Below are 15,092 nucleotides of genomic sequence, written 5' to 3' on the forward strand. Positions count from 1 at the left end.
GGTGCTGATGCCCGTCGAAGCGGAAGTCGACAGCGAGTTGATGCCCGTCGACGTTGACGTCGAGAGGGAGGCGATCGAACTGTTGGCCGACGAGATACCGGTCGAAGCCGAAGTCGAGAGCGAAGTGACAGAGCTATTGGTCGAACTCAGGCCCGTCGACAGCGAGCTGACGCCCGTCGAGAGCGAGGAAATGGCGGACGAGCTCGAGCTCAGACCGGTCGACAACGAGCCGACGGCCGTCGACGTGGACGTCGACAGGGTATTGATCGCGGTGTTGGTCGCATAGAGCTGCGAGCCGTTGATCGCGTCGGTGCTGGAAGCGGAGATCCGACCTGCGGCAACGTTGGTGACCTGACGCTCGGCGCCGGCTGCGCCGACACTGACGACGCTGCTCGGGGTCGTGCCGGCAAACGAGTAGCTCGTGCCGCCAATGGTGGCGCTGGTGGTCGGATTCGCAGCTGCCGTGACGGAGCCGTTGCCGAGCGCGACGTCGCCGGCGTTGTTCGCGACGGCGTTCGGGCCGATCGCGACGGAGTTGGTGCCGAGGGCTTGGCTGTCCGGCGCGGTGGAATTCGCGTGGAAGTACTTGATGCCCTGGCTGTTGATGTTGTCGACCGCGGAGCCGACGTTGTTGGCGGTGGTGGTGGTGCCGTTCGCGTTGTACGTGGTGTACGACGGCGCGGAGACGGTACCGGTCGCAGGGTTGTAGGTCGAGCCGCCGCCGAGTGCTGCGGCCGTGCTGTTGCCGAGGTTGTTGGTCGTGGAGACGGCCGTGCTCAGGCCGGTGGACAACGAGCTGATGCCCGTCGACGTCGACGTGGACAGCGAAGCAACGGAGCTGTTGGTCGAGCTCAGGCCGGTCGACAGCGAGTTGACGCCGCTTTGCGCCGTGCTGATACCGGTCGACGTGGACGTGGACAGCGACGTCACCGAGCTATTGGTCGCGCTCAGTCCCGTCGACAGCGAATTGACACCGCTTTGCGCCGTGCTGATACCGGTCGATGCGGACGTCGAAAGCGAAGTAACAGAGCTGTTGGTCGCGCTCAGGCCGGTCGACAGCGAGTTGACACCGCTTTGCGCCGTGCTGATACCGGTCGAAGCCGACGTCGACAGCGAACCGATTGCGCTATTGGCCGACGAGATACCGGTCGATGTCGAGGTCGACAGCGAAGCAACCGAGCTGTTGGTCGCACTCAGTCCCGTCGACAGCGAATTGACACCGCTTTGCGCCGTGCTGATACCGGTCGACGCGGACGTCGAAAGCGAAGTAACAGAGCTATTGGTCGCACTCAGTCCCGTCGACAGCGAATTGACCCCGCTTTGCGCCGTGCTGATGCCCGTCGAAGCAGACGTCGACAACGAAGTGACCGTGCTGTTGGTCGTCGACAAACCGGTGGACAACGAATTGACCCCGCTCTGCGCGGTGCTGATCCCCGTCGACGCCGACGTGGACAAACTCGCGATGCTCGACGTCGTCGTGCTGGCGACCGCGTAAAGCTGGCTGCCGTTGATCGCATCCGTGCTTGCCGCACCGACGAGGCCGGCGGCGACGTTCTGGATACGGCGCTCCGAGCCGGGCGCGCCGACACTGACCACACCGTTCGCCGCGCTCGCGCCGGCGTAGGTGCCGATCGTCTGAGTGCCGATCGTGGTGCTGCTGACTGTCCCGGTGCCGCCGGTTGCCGTCGTCGCAGTGGCGCTCGTCACCGAGCCGTTGCCGAGGGCAACCGAGTTCGCGACGTTTGCCGTCGAGCTGACACCGAGCGCCAGCGCATTGGTGGCCGTTGCGCTGGACCCTTGCGCAATCGCGACGGATCCGCTGCCGGACGCGTTGGAGTTGGCGCCCAATGCGGTCGCGAACGAATTCGAAGCAACACTGCTCGAACCCAGTGCGACCGAACCAGCCGCCCCGCTCGCGGTCGAGCCGTTGCCGAGCGCCACGGCATCCGAGCCGGAGGCGAGGGCCTTGGCGCCGAAGCTTCCGCTGTTGCCCATCGCTATCGCGCCGGTGCCGGCCGCCGTCACGGAGTTGCCGATTGCAACCGAGCCGTTCGTGCCGTTGGCAACGGCCGCCTGGCCGATCGCCACCGCGCTGCTGGTCGCCACGCTGGTGTTGCCCAGTGCGACAGAACCATTCCCGGTCGACGTATTGGAGTTGCCGAGCGCAATGGCGCCTTGTCCGTTCGCGGTATTGTTCGCGCCTACCGCAACGGCGCCGGTGCCGGTCGCAACGTTCGGGTCGCCGATCGCGACCGCGCCGTTGCCGCTGGCCGACTGCTGGTTACCGATCGCGACCGCGCCGATGCCGCTGCTCGCCGTCGACTGATAGCCGATTGCCGTCGAGCCGAGGCCGGCGGTGGCCAATACCGTGTTGCTGTCGCCGATTGCAACGGTCGATGCCGAACGCGCATTCGTCAAGTGTCCGATCGCGACGGCGTTCGCCGCCGTTGCCGAGGCGCCGTTCCCGAGCGCATAGCTTGACGCACCGGACGACAGTGCGCTAAAGCCAAAGGCAGCCGAGTACGCGCCCGACGCGGTCGCCTGGTGGCCGACCGCCGTGCCGAATTGGGCTGCATAGGCCCCCATGCCGACCGCCGTGGCGGCTTGACCGGCGGCAGTCGTATAGCTTCCGAACAACGTGACCCCAAGCAGGTTGCCACCGTTCGCGTTGCATCCCGCCACGCTCGACCACGTGCCGCTTCCGTCGATGGGGCCCGTTCCGGCAGCGTAATTCGTGACCCCGTCCGGCCCGACTCCAGCGACCGAGTTGCAAATCTGTGCACTGGTGAAGGTCGCGGCGTTCGCCAGCGGAACGACGCTCAGGAGTGCCGCCCCGGTGACCATCACGGTAGCCACGACGGCCTTCGCCACGGCGGACTTGTTCGGTTTGCCGCGAGCGGAAGAAATCTCCGATGCGGCGACCCATGCGCCGAGCGCCTCGTTCCAGATGGTGCGATATGTGCGGTTCATGATTTGCGAATCTCTCGGTATACGCCAATAAAGTGGCTCGTCGCTCACCTCATCAACGGGCCTTGTTATTTATGTAGTAATGCGAATTAATAAGATTTCGTTGTTTTCATGCGAGCTCGAAATTCCAGCCGATACAATGTGTTTATTCTTGAACTTCAGCGCACTCGAGCTTCCCTTTGCGATCCGGCGCGATTGCCGGATCTTTGAAACCCTGCGGCAACGCCTGCATAGAATCGCCGCTTCTCCCGGGCATCAGAATCAGGGCGCCGGTCACGTCGGACAAAGCCTGCTCAATCAACATCCCTGCGCCCAACCCGCCCCGACGTCACGGACGATCGCCATGTCGGCTACGCCTCGCGCGCCACGCACGACGACGTCACGGGCCATGCTTGCGCCGAGTTCCACAAGACCACGAAGCCTGCATAGCGCTTCCTCGCTGCAACGGGCAGCATCGATAAATGCGGACGCAATCTTCACAATATCGGGCTCCGGGATTTCGATGCCCACGTCCACGCCATAAGCCAGACCATAGTCGTCGATTGCGATGCGGCAGCCGCAAGTCTTGATCTGATCGAGAAATGCGCGAGCATTCCCGGCCCCGATCTTCTCGCCTTCATACACCTCGACCACCAGGCGCGCGGCCAGGTCGGGAGATTTGTAGAGACGGTCGATCAAACTCTCCCATTGCAACCCCTCCGCGAGGCTGTGCCCCGACACACTCACGCCGACGTTCAGTTCTGGCGAGCGCGCCAGCAAATCCAGCACACGCGTCAGCACGTAGCGATCGAAATGAGACATCAGCCCCATACGGGCGATACTCGGCAAATACGCCTTCGGCGAAGACAGGTCACCCTCTAGTGCGCGACACCATGTCGTGCAGTCGAAATAGAGCACCTTGCGCTCGTCGTCCGGCGTGTGAACAGGCGACATCACGAGCGCGAATGCATCGACCTTCATTGCATGCATCACGGCATCGGTAATCGCAAAGTCGGCTCGCCTCACCGCTTCGGCACTCGACCTGCCGCGCCGCGCCTCGTTCAAGCAAGCTACGTCGTCGTGAACCCCGACCCACTTCGCCCGCAATTCCGCAAGCCACGCCGCTTGCGAGTGCGGCGCCCTTCGTCCGCTCAATCGAAGAAGCCAGCCTGTCGTCGAAAGGTCCGTCATGGAACGATCCTCGAACGAGTCCTTCGACGTTGCCGTGGATATCAGGAGATGCCCGTCGCCCATCGCCCGAATCCGAGCGACGGAGCCACACAGTCGCCGCGCGCGCTCGCTCAACTCGACATCGATGGCCTCGACAAACTCGTGGCCGAAGCAACGTACCAACTCGGAACGATTGACGATCTCGATGAGCAATGCGCAACCCATCCTCAAATATCTCCCCACCATATCCGCCTGTGACATGCCATCTTCGAGCCGCCAACTCCCTCTTCATATTTCGCGCTGCGCCTGTCCTGCAAACCGGGATGAGCAGGAATGAAAGGCAAAAACGGACGTTTGCATCAGAGTTACAAAAAAATTCACCGATACGCGCAAAGTCCCGTCGTTACAGGGGGTGCCGTTCTGTAAGGTTTGTCGGACAAAAACGTCCCTTTAAGTCCATTAATATTTCCCCTACCAGCCACGGATTTGACGAAGATTTGCAAATCGACGGGCTCCGGTGCCCCTCGACGGCTACCGGAGCCCGTCCTTTTGCCTGCAAAAGAACGATTCCCACAAAGGAAAACTTGCCGTGAAGAAGAATGCTTGCTGTATTCGGCCATACAGACAGGAACCAGGCGATGTGCGCTCACATGATGTCGACCGGCTCCGCCGCCAAGATTGCGCCGTTGCGCGGGTCATCGTTGGTCGGCACGCGACATGATGGACAGGATGCATGCGCCGGCCGGCATTCGCCGGCACGCAGCCGGCTTGGTCTGCGGAGCTTGCTCATGAATATCGGGTATGCCCGTGTATCTACGGACGAGCAGAGCCTCGGACTGCAAATCGATGCGCTCACACGCGCGGGCTGTGAGGTCGTGTTTACCGACCAGGGAATCTCCGGAGCCGATTTCCATCGTCCCGGCCTCGACGCGGCACTGGAGAGAGTCACGAAAGGCGACACGCTTGTCGTCTGGCGTCTCGACCGGTTAGGGCGATCGTTGAGCAAGTTGATCGATCTGATCAACTTTCTTGCCCGTCGAGGTGTCGACTTCATTTCGCTTACCGAATCGATCAACACGACTTCGTCCGGCGGACGATTGGTCTTCCACATGATGGGCGCGCTCGCGGAATTCGAACGCAGCCTCATCAGCGAACGTACCCGTGCCGGATTGGCCGCCGCGCGCGCACGTGGCAAGCAACTCGGACGGCGGCGACAGATGACGCCCGATCAATGCGCGCAAGCGCGCGTCCTGCTCGAGACACACTCTCTTATCGAAGTCGCGGCAAAATTCAATGTTCACCCTCGAACAATCAAACGGGCTCTCGTTGCGAAGAAAGAGGTGGCCGCGCAAGTTCCGACAGTCGGATAAGTGGTTCGGCCGGGGCCGATGTCCACTATTTCCACCGAAGCGCGTATTGCAGGGCTATCGCACGGCTTGGAGGCACGCTCACGCCGACGCTCATGCGCGGCTTCTTTCCAGGCGACAGAAGTTTGATCCTGCGCCACTGTGCTCTGGAACGGTAGAAGCCGGATGTCGCGGTATTTTCAACTTCAAAGATCTCCTGCCTGCACCATGAGTATTCGAGCAATGGCGTCGCAGGCCCGGTGAGGTGCGCCGGATCATGTGGTGCATCTTGTTTCGCGGAACTCGGCTCGTTTCCGTCGCACGTGACTTCCAGCTTACGCCGCAGTGTTCGTTGATGAACGTTGAGGATTCGTGCCACGGCGACTTCCGACTTATACGCAAGCAACGCGCGTGCTTTCTCCAGCTTCTGAGCATCCAGAACGGCGGGGCGGCCAGGCTTCCTGCCTCGCCGGCGCGCCGCTGCGAGCCCGGCCCGTGTTCTCTCGCTGATCAGGGAGCGTTCAAATTCTGCGAGAGCGGCGATCAGGTGAAACGTGAACCGCCCCGCTGACGACCGCGTGTCTATCGCTTCGGTTAGCGATACGACTCGCACGCCGGATCGATCCAGGTCGCCGATTATGGTAACGAGATGACCGAGCGAACGCCCGAGACGATCTAGCTTCCAAACGGTCAGGGTGTCTCCGGGTTGTATCGCAGCCAATGCCTGCCGCAAGCCTGGCCGATCTGTTCGTGCGCCGGACATGCCACGGTCGGAGAAAATCTGGTCACAGCCTGACTGCTGAAGTGCATGCAATTGCAAATCGAGATGCTGCTCGTCCGTAGAGACTCGTGCGTAGCCTATTTTCATTCGTACCACTAATTCTATGCGTGACGTGTCAGGCCATGGTCGATAGCAGAGTGCGTTCGACTAGCGGGACTTCGTGCGCTATTTTCCCGACGTTCCGAGTCGCTTTACCGATTCGAAAATGTGTCGGCCCGTTTTATATGAGGAATATGGTGCGGCGGGCAAGTTGGCTGATGCGTCATGTGGAACCAATCGGCCGCGCAACGATTGCGACGGTCGACGCACGGTCATGCTCAGTGCCATGAAGTGGGTACATGCCCTTGGTCGATCCTCAAATTTCCAAGTGCGCCTCATGACATACCCCAAGTCAAATACTGTGTATTTGAGATAGCATATGATGGGCCAAAAGCAACGTCCAATGCATTGTTTTGTCGAATATGATGAGTTTTAGTTATACCCGAGTCGCACCATGACACTAAACCAGTTGCGGCACGTCATCCTGTTGGCCGAGTTGGGGTCTTTCAGCCGTGCCGCTGATGCTGCATGTCTGACTCAGCCCGCGTTGAGTCGCAGCATCCGCGCGCTCGAGGAGGAACTGGGTGGAGCGCTGTTCGATCGCATTGGCCATCGCACGGAACTCACACCGTTTGGTCAACATGTCGCCGAGCAGGCACTGACGATTTGCTCCAACGCCGATGCGTTGATCGACTCCACCGCTCAAATGATCGATGGATCGCTTGGACGGCTCTCGATTGGCTTAGGGGCGGCGCCGGGGGCCATTTTGATCACGCCGCTGTTGCTGCACTTCGCCAGATATCAATCGAACCTGAAACTTCAGATCATGAAGGCGCAGCCGGACCAGCTTCTGAAGTCGTTGCGTGAGCGTTCGCTGGATATTCTGATTGTCGAGTCGCGAGCGATACCGGCCGATCATGATTTGGTGGTTGAGCCCATCAGCGTGATGAGAGCGGCTTTCATGTGCCGGCCGGGGCATCCGCTGCTGCAGTGCAAGTCACCCGTCACGCTGCATGAGTTCAAGCGCTATCCGATTGCGGGCCCGATCATGCCCGAGCAGAGTCGGCGAGAGCTGATCGAGTACCTTGGTCCGGACGGTCACCCGGATCGCCTGTTCAATCTGCAATGCGGGGAGTTGGGCAATCTTCTGGAATTGGCGCGACAGAGTGAGACCATCGTATTCTGCGTCCGCCTTGCTGCGCCCGATTTAGTGGAAATTCCCGTTCAACCTGCGGTCAACATAAGTGCCAGGTTTTCCTGGGTGTCGCTGAAGGGGCGTACGTTGCCGGTGGCGTCCAAACTGATTCGTACATTCATTTACGAGAGGTTACGTGACCCTGAGTGATCGGGTTGCTGCGACATTTTCGTGTGAATTGCCGCCGGGCCTGTTGAAGCGTACGTACAGCGGCGTGCATTGCCGGCAACCTCCGGCCACGGTCCGTCGAGCCGGGCTGGATTCCGATCATATCGACGCGAGACTCACTGCCTGGTTCGCGCGCTCGAACACCATCGGCGTGTCCGCCGGCAGCTACGGCGCGTTGCGCCAGACGCTCGATTCGACCGGGCCCGTCACGAAATCGCTCGCGTACCGCTTCGTCGCGATGAACGAGAACAACGGCAGCTTCCGCGATACCGTGTCGAGCAAACGCTACCTGTTCGCGCCGTCGTTCACATGGGACATCGGCGCGGACACGACGCTCCATTACGAGTTCGAAAGCGTGCGCCAGCGCGCGCCGCTCGATCGCGGCGTGGTGGCGGTGAACGGGCAGCTCGGCGCGATTCCGGCATCGCGCTTCCTCGGCGAGCCGCGCGACGGCGACTACGACGTGCGCAACACGGGCCACCAGTTCACGCTCGAGCATCGCGTCGATGCGAACTGGTCGATCAACGCCGGCTTCGCGCAGCGCACCACCGACCTGTCTCACACCGGGCGCGCCGCGCAGCCTGTTCGCGTCGCTCGCCTACGCGTTCTAGTTCGATCCGGTTTGCCGACGGCTGTCCCGTCGGCGGCCCACCACCCATCTGCTTCGAAGGTCTTGTTTATCGGTCATCACGGTCTGAGTGCAGGTGTCCACGCGGACACCTGGCATGACCCTCTGCCCCTCGCCGGAAGGGCGTCGTTTATCGATGGCTTATAAAAGGAGGCATGGCCTTTCGCACAGATATTCACAAATTTCACATACCTTTCACGCAACACATTCGCTAGGATCACTGCACCGTTTTTCCGATTCATATTTTCTCAAGGGATAGCGAAATATGAGGATGCATATCCGGCACGCAACCATGGCATTTGCGCTTTCGATAATCGCGCAGCTTTCGAACGCACAAGCCATTCCCGCCGACAAACCACGATCCGATGGCGCCCAGCCGGTGACGCTGCCTCAACCGGATGACGCTTCGCAGCGCGTGAAAGTCGGTTTGTCGAGCAAGGAAACGACGCTCGTCCTTCCGTGGTTCGTCGAGGAGCTGATCGCGACAGCCAACACCAGCAATTCACTGGATGAAGCAGCGCGCGATTATGCAGGGCGTTTAAAGCGCGGTCTTTAACCCATTGCCCGTTGTCAGGCTTTGGGAAGTCGTGTACGACGGATATCCGCCTTTATATTGTCGACGGAGTCTATATGCCATTGACAGTTGGCATGCTCGCCCGGCGTTGCGGCATTACCGTCCGCACATTGCACTACTACGATCAGACAGGCCTGCTGAAGCCGAGCGGCCGCTCCACGTCGGGCTACCGGTTGTACGACGAAGCCAGTGTGTCGACGATCAGAACGATCCAGGCACTGCGTGGCCTGGGGCTGACGCTTGACGCGATTGCACGGATGCTGTGCAAGCGGCAGGTCGCCACGGCGGAAGTGATTGCCGAGAGCCGGCTTGCGATCGACGCCGAGCTGACCAGGCTGAATAACCTGAACGCGCGGCTCGAGGTGCTGCAAGCCGCCTCCGATTCCGGCGTGACCTGGCTCGATGCGGATTGGCCGGAAACGCTCGCGTGGCTCAAGCGATATCGCGCACATTTCGACACGGCCGAGATTGCGAAGATTCTCGCGCGCTGGAAGGACATGGAAGCGGCCTTGTCGGCATTGTTTGCGGACATGCGCGACGCAATGGATCGGCACGTCCCGCCCGACTCCGGCGAAGCGCAGAAGCTCGCGTATCGCTGGCTTGCCGCCGCGATGCAATGGATGAACGGCGACATCGCTGTCACGCGGCGCTGGCGGCAGTTGCATGAGGGCGCGGCGCCGGCCCATACAGGGCTCGATCCTGCGCTGATCGCCTACATCGAACAGGCGACCCGTCTGCACGTGGCGGCCTGGCGGCGCCACCTGACGGAAGACGACATTCAACGCCTCGACAAGACGCTGTCGGCGCAATGGATCGCACTCGGCGCAGACGTCAGACGCGCAATCGCGGGTGGCGCGGGCAACGGAGATTCCTTCGCGCTCGTGAGCCGTTGGCACGCGCTGCTCGAGCAAACGACGCGCGGCGACGTCGCGTTACGCGGCAAGCTGCTACGGGCACTGCTTCACGAGCCGATTCTGCAAGCGGGCCATCCGATCGGTCCCGACGTACTCGCCTGGCTCCAACGTCAGGAAGCCGCCATCGCATATGACGGCAACGTCGAGTCCGACGCTTGACCCTCACGTGGGCGTCAGGGTTCATGCTGGCGCCTTTTCCTCGGAGAAAGCGCATGACCCTCATACCGGACGAATCGAACCCGTTCCGGATCGGTGCTCGTCCCGTTCGAACGATGCAGCTGGATGGCGGCATCCTCGCCGCACAGGTGGGCAGCGAACCGCCGGCGGTCATCGTACTGAACGGCGGACAAGCATTCGTCTCGAAGCCGACCTCGCGTCGGCTGCGGCGCGACCTGCGCCGCGTTGCCGGCATTTTGCCGCCCGGCACGCCATTCGTACTGCTCGGGTATCCCGACAAGCCCGGTACGCAATACCGGATCGCCGACATCGCGGAGCATGTCGCGCGCGGCATCGCCGCGCATTGGCGGTGCACGACGCTCATCGGCATCTCGTTCGGGGGCGTCGTAGCGGCGCGCATCGCGGCTGCCCACCCGGAACGCGTGTCGCGGCTCGGGCTGGTTTCGAGTGCGCATCGCCTTGCCCCGGACGGCTGCCGGCTCATCGAGCAGCAAATCGTGCATACGACCCGCTCCGATTTCGTGCGCCTGCTCGAAACGATGTCCGGATGCTTCCGCGCGGGCTGGCGCAACATGCTGCTGCGCGCGGCGTTGCTCGGTCGACGCCGCCACGTCGCGTCATCGGTCAACGAACGGCACGTCATTGTCCGCACCCTGCGCGCATTGCGTGACGACGCACGCGACGATTCGCCGTGGCCGCGGCGGATCCGCGCAGATACGTTGATCGTCGGCGGCGCCGACGACCCGATATTCGCCGAGGCGGCGCGCGAGACTTCCGCGTGGGTGCCGTCGGTGACCCATCATGCGCTGCCAGGCGAAGGGCATATGGTGATGATCGAGCGCCGGAGGCAGGTTGCGCGACTCGTTCGGAACTGGCTCGACCCGCGGTCTTGATTTGCGCGTCCAGCGAATACGCCTGCACACGATCGATCCGGTGATATCCACGAGGCCATGCCACTGCCTTGGGGACAGGCGTATCCCCAAAGTGCCGTCGTCCCCTCGCAGAACGCTCAAAAAACGGCCTCTTGGACCTCCTGATACGTCGAAACAATGTCGCGCATTTTCCGCTGCTGCTGCATTCCGCTTACCACCCTGACATTCGCAGCCCGCCTGCTCGTTGCAGGTCGATCCGGTTTCCCGACCGGCATCGCCCGTCAGCCGCCGAGCGCGAGCCGCGCGGCCAGCGCGAGCAGCAAGGCCGGCGTCATCACGCACGCGCCGACCGCGAGAAATTCGCCGAAGCCGACCTGCTGCCCTTCGCGCCGGATTGCCGCGAGCCACAGAATCGTCGCGAGCGATCCGGTGACGGACAGGTTCGGCCCAAGGTCGACGCCGATGAGTATCGCGTCGATCACCGCTTGCGGGCTTCGCGCGGCGTCGATCGTCAAGCTCGCGACGAGCCCGGCGGGCAAGTTGTTGACGAAGTTCGACGCCAGCGCGATTGCAAGGCCCGATGCGGCCGCGGCGGTGTGCTCGCCACTTGCCGTCAGCGCGCGCAGCAGCCCGGCCAGCGCGCGCACCGCGCCGGTCCGGTCGAGCGCCTCGACGACGACGAACAGCCCCGCGACGAGCGGCAACACGCTCCACGAAATCGCGCGAACGATCGGCATGCATGCCGATCGTTCGCGATACAGCACGCACGCGGCGGTGACGACGCCCGCCGCCGCGGTCGGCAAGCCGAGCGGGCGGTCCGTCACCGACACCGCCATCAGCGCGGCGGCCGTGGCCGCGATGCCGGCCAGCGCGATGCGTCCGCCGCCCGCGAGCGGCGGCACCGGCAGGCCGGATGCGCAACGGCCTCGAAGCGCATGTCGCTGCGTCATCCGAAGCATCAGGAACGTGCACGCGATCGACGCGGCCGACGGTATCGCGAAGTGCGCCAGCCAAACGCCGAGCGACGGCATGCGCGCGCCGTACAGCACGAGATTCGCCGGATTCGAGATCGGCAGCACGAAGCTCGCCGCGTTGGCGACGAACGCGCAGATGTACAGCAGCGGCATCGGATCGGCCTTCGCGCGGCGCGCGGCCGCGAAGACCGCGGGCGTCAGCACGACGGCGGTCGCATCGTTCGACAGGAAGATCGTCGTGACGGCGCCGACCAGATAGACGAGTGCGAACAAGCGCCGGGGCGAACCCTGCGCGAGGTTGACGACGCGTGCCGCGACCCAGTCGAACAGCCCTTCGCGACGCGCGAGCTCGGACAGCAGCATCATGCCGGTCAGGAACAGGTACACGTCGCTGCCCTTCGCGACGGCGTCCAGCGCCGGATGCACGGGCAACAGGCCGAATACGACCAGCAGCAGCGCGCCGCTCACGGCCCAGGTCGCCTCGGGCCAGCCGAACGGGCGCGCGATGACGCCGGCTGTGGCGAGCGCGGAAATCAGCCAGGCAAGCGAAGCAGGATTCATGGGCAGGCCGCGAATGGCAGGGAGATCGAAACGACTTTCATGACGACGCGGCCGGCAGGTCGGCCGGCTTGCCGCACACGCCGCTCAGCGATCGCGCATGGCCGAGCCAGAGCGCGAGCGCCCCCGTCGACACGGCGCCCAGCACGACGAACGCGGCCGGATAGCCGAAGTGCTGCGCAAGCATGCCGCCCAGCGCGGGGCTGAGCGCCGCGCCGATACCCTGCGCGGTCGCGACGGCGCCCTGCCCGGCGTTGACCCGGCCGGAACCGTGCAGCAGGCGCACGACGAGCGCCGGCACGACGACGCTCTGCAGGCCGGCGCCGATGCCGTCGAGCACCTGCACCGGCCAGACGCCCGCCTCGCTCATCAGCACGGCGGCGAGCGCGCCGCGCACCGGCAACGCCAGATAGGAGAGCAGCAACACGCGCCAATAGCCGTGCGCGCGAATCAGCCGGGGCGCGAGCCACGCCGCCGCGACCATCACGAGCTGCGCGATGACGACGGATTGCGCGGTGAACGCGCTCGCGTTGCTGCGATGCGTGGCGACCACGCCCATCCCGTAGAGCGGCAGCATCGCGGCGTTGCCGAGATGAAACAGCGCGAGCGACGCGCCGAGCAGCAGCAGCGGCCGGTTCGCGGCCAGCGTGCGCAGGCTGCCGGCGCGCGGCATCGGCGCGGCGTCGAATGCATCGCCGTGCGAAACATCTGTTCGCGGCGCGGCGCCAGCCGTGTCGAGGCCGCGCGCGCACGCATGGTCGATGGCCTGCCCCGGAATCGCCAACGTGCTCGCGATGGCGAGGATCGTGAAGACGGCGACGAGCGCGAACACCGCGTCGAATCCGGCATGCCAGCCGAGCCACCCCGCGAGCGCCGCGCCGGCGACGTTGCCCGCGTGGTTCGCCATCTGGTTGCGGCCGAATTGCCGGTCGAAGCCCTGCGGGCGCGCGATGCCGAGCGTCACGCCCGCGACGGCCGGCGCCAGCACCGCCCCGCTGACGGCGGCGAGGATCTGCGACGCCGCCACCGCCGGATAGGCGTCGGCGAACCTCAGCGCCAGCGAGGCCAGCGCCGTGGCGGCGGCCGCCGCCACGATCAGCGCACGCTTCGCGCGCAGCGTGTCGACGAGCGCGCCGGCCAGCGGCGTCGCGGCCATCGCGGCGAGCCCGGCCAGCGTCATCACCGAGCCGATCGCATCGGCGCTCCAGCCGCGCGACAGCAGGATGACGCCGACGAACGGGCCGACGCCGGCCTGCACGTCGGCCAGAAAGAAATTGAGCGCTTCGAGCGCGCGCGCCGGCCGCCCGGCCGCCGCCCGGTCACGCGTCGTCCACATCGACGAGCTCGCCAATCTCGCTCACCTCGAGCGTCGCGCCGTGCGGCGTGACGACGCCGTGCCCCCACGCCAGCACATGCACACCGGCGCGCAGATAGTCGTGCAGCTCGGCTGCCGCACGCGGCGACAGCCGCAGCGCGACGCCGCTCGTCAGCAACGCGCCGTTCAGCTCGCCGTTCGGGCCGTGCAGCGCAAACGCGACTTCGCCGCTCATCTCCATCAGCTTGCGGCCGGGGCGCGGCGGCTTCGGCGCATCGTGCGCGGGCCCGTCGTCGACGATGTCGACGCCGTTGCGCCCGGTCAGTTGCACGGCCGCGATCATCCCGGCGCCGCGCGACCTGACGCCGCGCACGCCGATGCGATCGCCCCTTGCGACATGGCGGACCAGCCCGCGGCCCAGATGCGGCGGCACGTGAACCTGCAGGTCGCCGTTCAGGACCAGGCCGTCGATTTCTCCGTGCGGATCGAGCAGGAACTGCGTGACGCGGCCGCGCGTTTCAGGCAGGCGGGCGGGATCGATCCAGTGCATGGCAGGGCGCCTCGTGCGGAGATAGCGACAAGGCGCCACGCGATCAGCGCACGGCATCGTCGTAGAGATTCACGACCCGGCCCGGCGAGCCGAAGGCCGTCGCCTGCAACGCTTCGCCGTAGGCATTGCGCGTGCCGTAGCCGACCGCGGCAACATGCGCACCGGGGACGAGCAGCCCGCCGAACTGCTGGGCGGCCGGCACGGTCAGCTTGACGATCGTGCCGTTGTCGAGCATCACGCCGTCCGGCTCGCCGCGCGGCGCGCGCGTGACGCGTCGCACGACGCCGGACACGCCGAGCCGGGCGAGATTGACGCCACGCAGCGCGGGCGGCGCATGCGCGGCCGGCGCCGGCGGCTGGTCGGACAGCGACGCGCCGGTGCCATCGTTGCGGACGACGCGCGCGCGGATGTCGTCGCCGAAGCGGCGCTCGCCGGCCACCGTCACGCGCTCGCCCGGCCGCGCGAGCGCGATCAGTTGCGTGCCGAGATGCGGCGGCAGGCCGACGAGCGTGCCGTCGGTCAGCACGAAGCCGTCGACCTCGCCTTCCGGGTTGATCGTCAGGCGCGACAGCGTGCCGGATACGAGCGCATCCGCTGCGATGTCGTTCCCGGCACCGGCAGGCAAAGGCGCGGGGGGCGGCACGGCGCCGGCGCGCGGCGGCGCACCGGGCGGCTCGTCGGCGCGTGGTGCGGGCGGCATCTGCGCCGCGCTGACCGTCGCCATGACGATCAGCGAAGCGGCGCAGATGCCGCGATACGTTCGGCGCAGGGCGGCGCGGCACGGCGGCCGCGATCGAATGGCGGGCGGACGGGACATCATCTCGGGCTCCGGCGACGGGTTGCGATGCATCACTATTGCAACCCGCATGCCAGCTCGCGGGCGCC

Annotated in this window: 13 protein-coding genes and 1 pseudogene; 6 read left to right on the plus strand and 8 right to left on the minus strand. The window is 64.7% G+C overall.

Annotation, left to right across the window (positions count from 1 at the left end):
- The 3 genes from HWY45_RS33245 to HWY45_RS33255 form a co-directional block, all read right to left on the minus strand.
- Positions 1-2,970: ESPR-type extended signal peptide-containing protein (locus HWY45_RS33245; protein ID WP_279607759.1), on the minus strand; the 2,970-nt coding region annotated here is incomplete at its 3' end.
- Between the two features lie 142 nt (positions 2,971-3,112).
- Positions 3,113-3,271: a hypothetical protein gene (locus HWY45_RS33250; protein WP_155631894.1), complete on the minus strand. Its 159-nt coding sequence runs from the start codon at positions 3,269-3,271 to the stop codon at positions 3,113-3,115.
- Positions 3,265-4,329 (minus strand): EAL domain-containing protein, encoded by a 1,065-nt coding sequence (locus tag HWY45_RS33255; protein WP_060080964.1) that lies wholly within the window; start codon positions 4,327-4,329, stop codon positions 3,265-3,267. Before HWY45_RS33255 ends, HWY45_RS33250 begins: the two co-directional genes overlap by 7 nt.
- Before the next feature lie 575 nt (positions 4,330-4,904).
- Between HWY45_RS33255 and HWY45_RS33260 the strand changes: the two genes are divergently transcribed.
- Positions 4,905-5,486: a recombinase family protein gene (locus HWY45_RS33260; protein ID WP_059885826.1), complete on the plus strand. Its 582-nt coding sequence runs from the start codon at positions 4,905-4,907 to the stop codon at positions 5,484-5,486.
- A 25-nt stretch (positions 5,487-5,511) separates the two neighbouring features.
- On the opposite strand, the gene HWY45_RS33265 is transcribed toward HWY45_RS33260, so the two are convergent.
- The gene (locus HWY45_RS33265) at positions 5,512-6,330 is read right to left on the minus strand and encodes a recombinase family protein (protein WP_081069929.1); all 819 of its coding nucleotides are present in this window, start codon (positions 6,328-6,330) and stop codon (positions 5,512-5,514) included.
- Between the two features lie 406 nt (positions 6,331-6,736).
- On the opposite strand from HWY45_RS33265, the gene HWY45_RS33270 reads away from it, so the two are divergent.
- The 5 genes and pseudogenes from HWY45_RS33270 (at position 6,737) to HWY45_RS33290 (ending at position 10,831) form a co-directional block, all read left to right on the plus strand.
- Positions 6,737-7,627 (plus strand): LysR family transcriptional regulator, encoded by an 891-nt coding sequence (locus HWY45_RS33270; protein ID WP_059885765.1) that lies wholly within the window; start codon positions 6,737-6,739, stop codon positions 7,625-7,627.
- Positions 7,628-7,772: 145 nt separating this feature from the next.
- Positions 7,773-8,225, plus strand: a pseudogene (locus HWY45_RS33275) (TonB-dependent siderophore receptor); the annotation flags it as partial.
- 340 nt (positions 8,226-8,565) lie between these two features.
- Positions 8,566-8,829 carry a hypothetical protein gene (locus HWY45_RS33280; protein WP_230946976.1) on the plus strand — a complete coding sequence of 88 codons (264 nt, stop codon included), beginning with the start codon at positions 8,566-8,568 and terminating at the stop codon, positions 8,827-8,829.
- 74 nt (positions 8,830-8,903) lie between these two features.
- Positions 8,904-9,920: a MerR family transcriptional regulator gene (locus HWY45_RS33285; protein WP_081069930.1), complete on the plus strand. Its 1,017-nt coding sequence runs from the start codon at positions 8,904-8,906 to the stop codon at positions 9,918-9,920.
- 113 nt (positions 9,921-10,033) lie between these two features.
- Complete coding sequence (locus HWY45_RS33290; RefSeq protein ID WP_059885771.1) at positions 10,034-10,831, plus strand: alpha/beta fold hydrolase; 798 nt, start codon at positions 10,034-10,036, stop codon at positions 10,829-10,831.
- Positions 10,832-11,091: 260 nt separating this feature from the next.
- Here HWY45_RS33290 and HWY45_RS33295 read toward each other — a convergent pair whose 3' ends face one another.
- The 4 genes from HWY45_RS33295 to HWY45_RS33310 are packed head-to-tail and all read right to left on the minus strand — an operon-like array spanning position 11,092 to position 14,931.
- On the minus strand, positions 11,092-12,345 hold the full coding sequence (locus tag HWY45_RS33295; RefSeq protein WP_059885773.1) for an arsenic transporter: 1,254 nt from the start codon (positions 12,343-12,345) through the stop codon (positions 11,092-11,094).
- Positions 12,346-12,382: 37 nt separating this feature from the next.
- Complete coding sequence (locus HWY45_RS33300; RefSeq protein ID WP_059885775.1) at positions 12,383-13,678, minus strand: MFS transporter; 1,296 nt, start codon at positions 13,676-13,678, stop codon at positions 12,383-12,385.
- Complete coding sequence (locus tag HWY45_RS33305) at positions 13,662-14,207, minus strand: hypothetical protein (RefSeq protein WP_059885777.1); 546 nt, start codon at positions 14,205-14,207, stop codon at positions 13,662-13,664. Before HWY45_RS33305 ends, HWY45_RS33300 begins: the two co-directional genes overlap by 17 nt.
- Positions 14,208-14,250: 43 nt before the next feature.
- Complete coding sequence (locus HWY45_RS33310; protein WP_230941846.1) at positions 14,251-14,931, minus strand: hypothetical protein; 681 nt, start codon at positions 14,929-14,931, stop codon at positions 14,251-14,253.
- Positions 14,932-15,092: the final 161 nt, after the last annotated feature.

The organism is Burkholderia stagnalis (genome assembly GCF_902830275.1).
GTDB classification, from domain to species: domain Bacteria; phylum Pseudomonadota; class Gammaproteobacteria; order Burkholderiales; family Burkholderiaceae; genus Burkholderia; species Burkholderia stagnalis.

Excerpts from the sequence above, each read along its gene's own strand:
- HWY45_RS33305 (WP_059885777.1), bottom strand. The coding sequence starts at position 14,207 with ATGCACTGGATCGATCCCGCCCGCCTGCCTGAAACGCGCGGCCGCGTC.
- HWY45_RS33310 (WP_230941846.1), bottom strand. The coding sequence starts at position 14,931 with ATGGCGACGGTCAGCGCGGCGCAGATGCCGCCCGCACCACGCGCCGAC.
- HWY45_RS33280 (WP_230946976.1), top strand. The coding sequence starts at position 8,566 with ATGGCATTTGCGCTTTCGATAATCGCGCAGCTTTCGAACGCACAAGCC.
- HWY45_RS33270 (WP_059885765.1), top strand. The coding sequence starts at position 6,737 with ATGACACTAAACCAGTTGCGGCACGTCATCCTGTTGGCCGAGTTGGGG.
- HWY45_RS33250 (WP_155631894.1), bottom strand. The coding sequence starts at position 3,271 with ATGTTGATTGAGCAGGCTTTGTCCGACGTGACCGGCGCCCTGATTCTG.
- HWY45_RS33300 (WP_059885775.1), bottom strand. The coding sequence starts at position 13,678 with ATGTGGACGACGCGTGACCGGGCGGCGGCCGGGCGGCCGGCGCGCGCG.
- HWY45_RS33285 (WP_081069930.1), top strand. The coding sequence starts at position 8,904 with ATGCCATTGACAGTTGGCATGCTCGCCCGGCGTTGCGGCATTACCGTC.
- HWY45_RS33265 (WP_081069929.1), bottom strand. The coding sequence starts at position 6,330 with ATGAAAATAGGCTACGCACGAGTCTCTACGGACGAGCAGCATCTCGAT.
- HWY45_RS33260 (WP_059885826.1), top strand. The coding sequence starts at position 4,905 with ATGAATATCGGGTATGCCCGTGTATCTACGGACGAGCAGAGCCTCGGA.
- HWY45_RS33290 (WP_059885771.1), top strand. The coding sequence starts at position 10,034 with ATGCAGCTGGATGGCGGCATCCTCGCCGCACAGGTGGGCAGCGAACCG.
- HWY45_RS33295 (WP_059885773.1), bottom strand. The coding sequence starts at position 12,345 with ATGAATCCTGCTTCGCTTGCCTGGCTGATTTCCGCGCTCGCCACAGCC.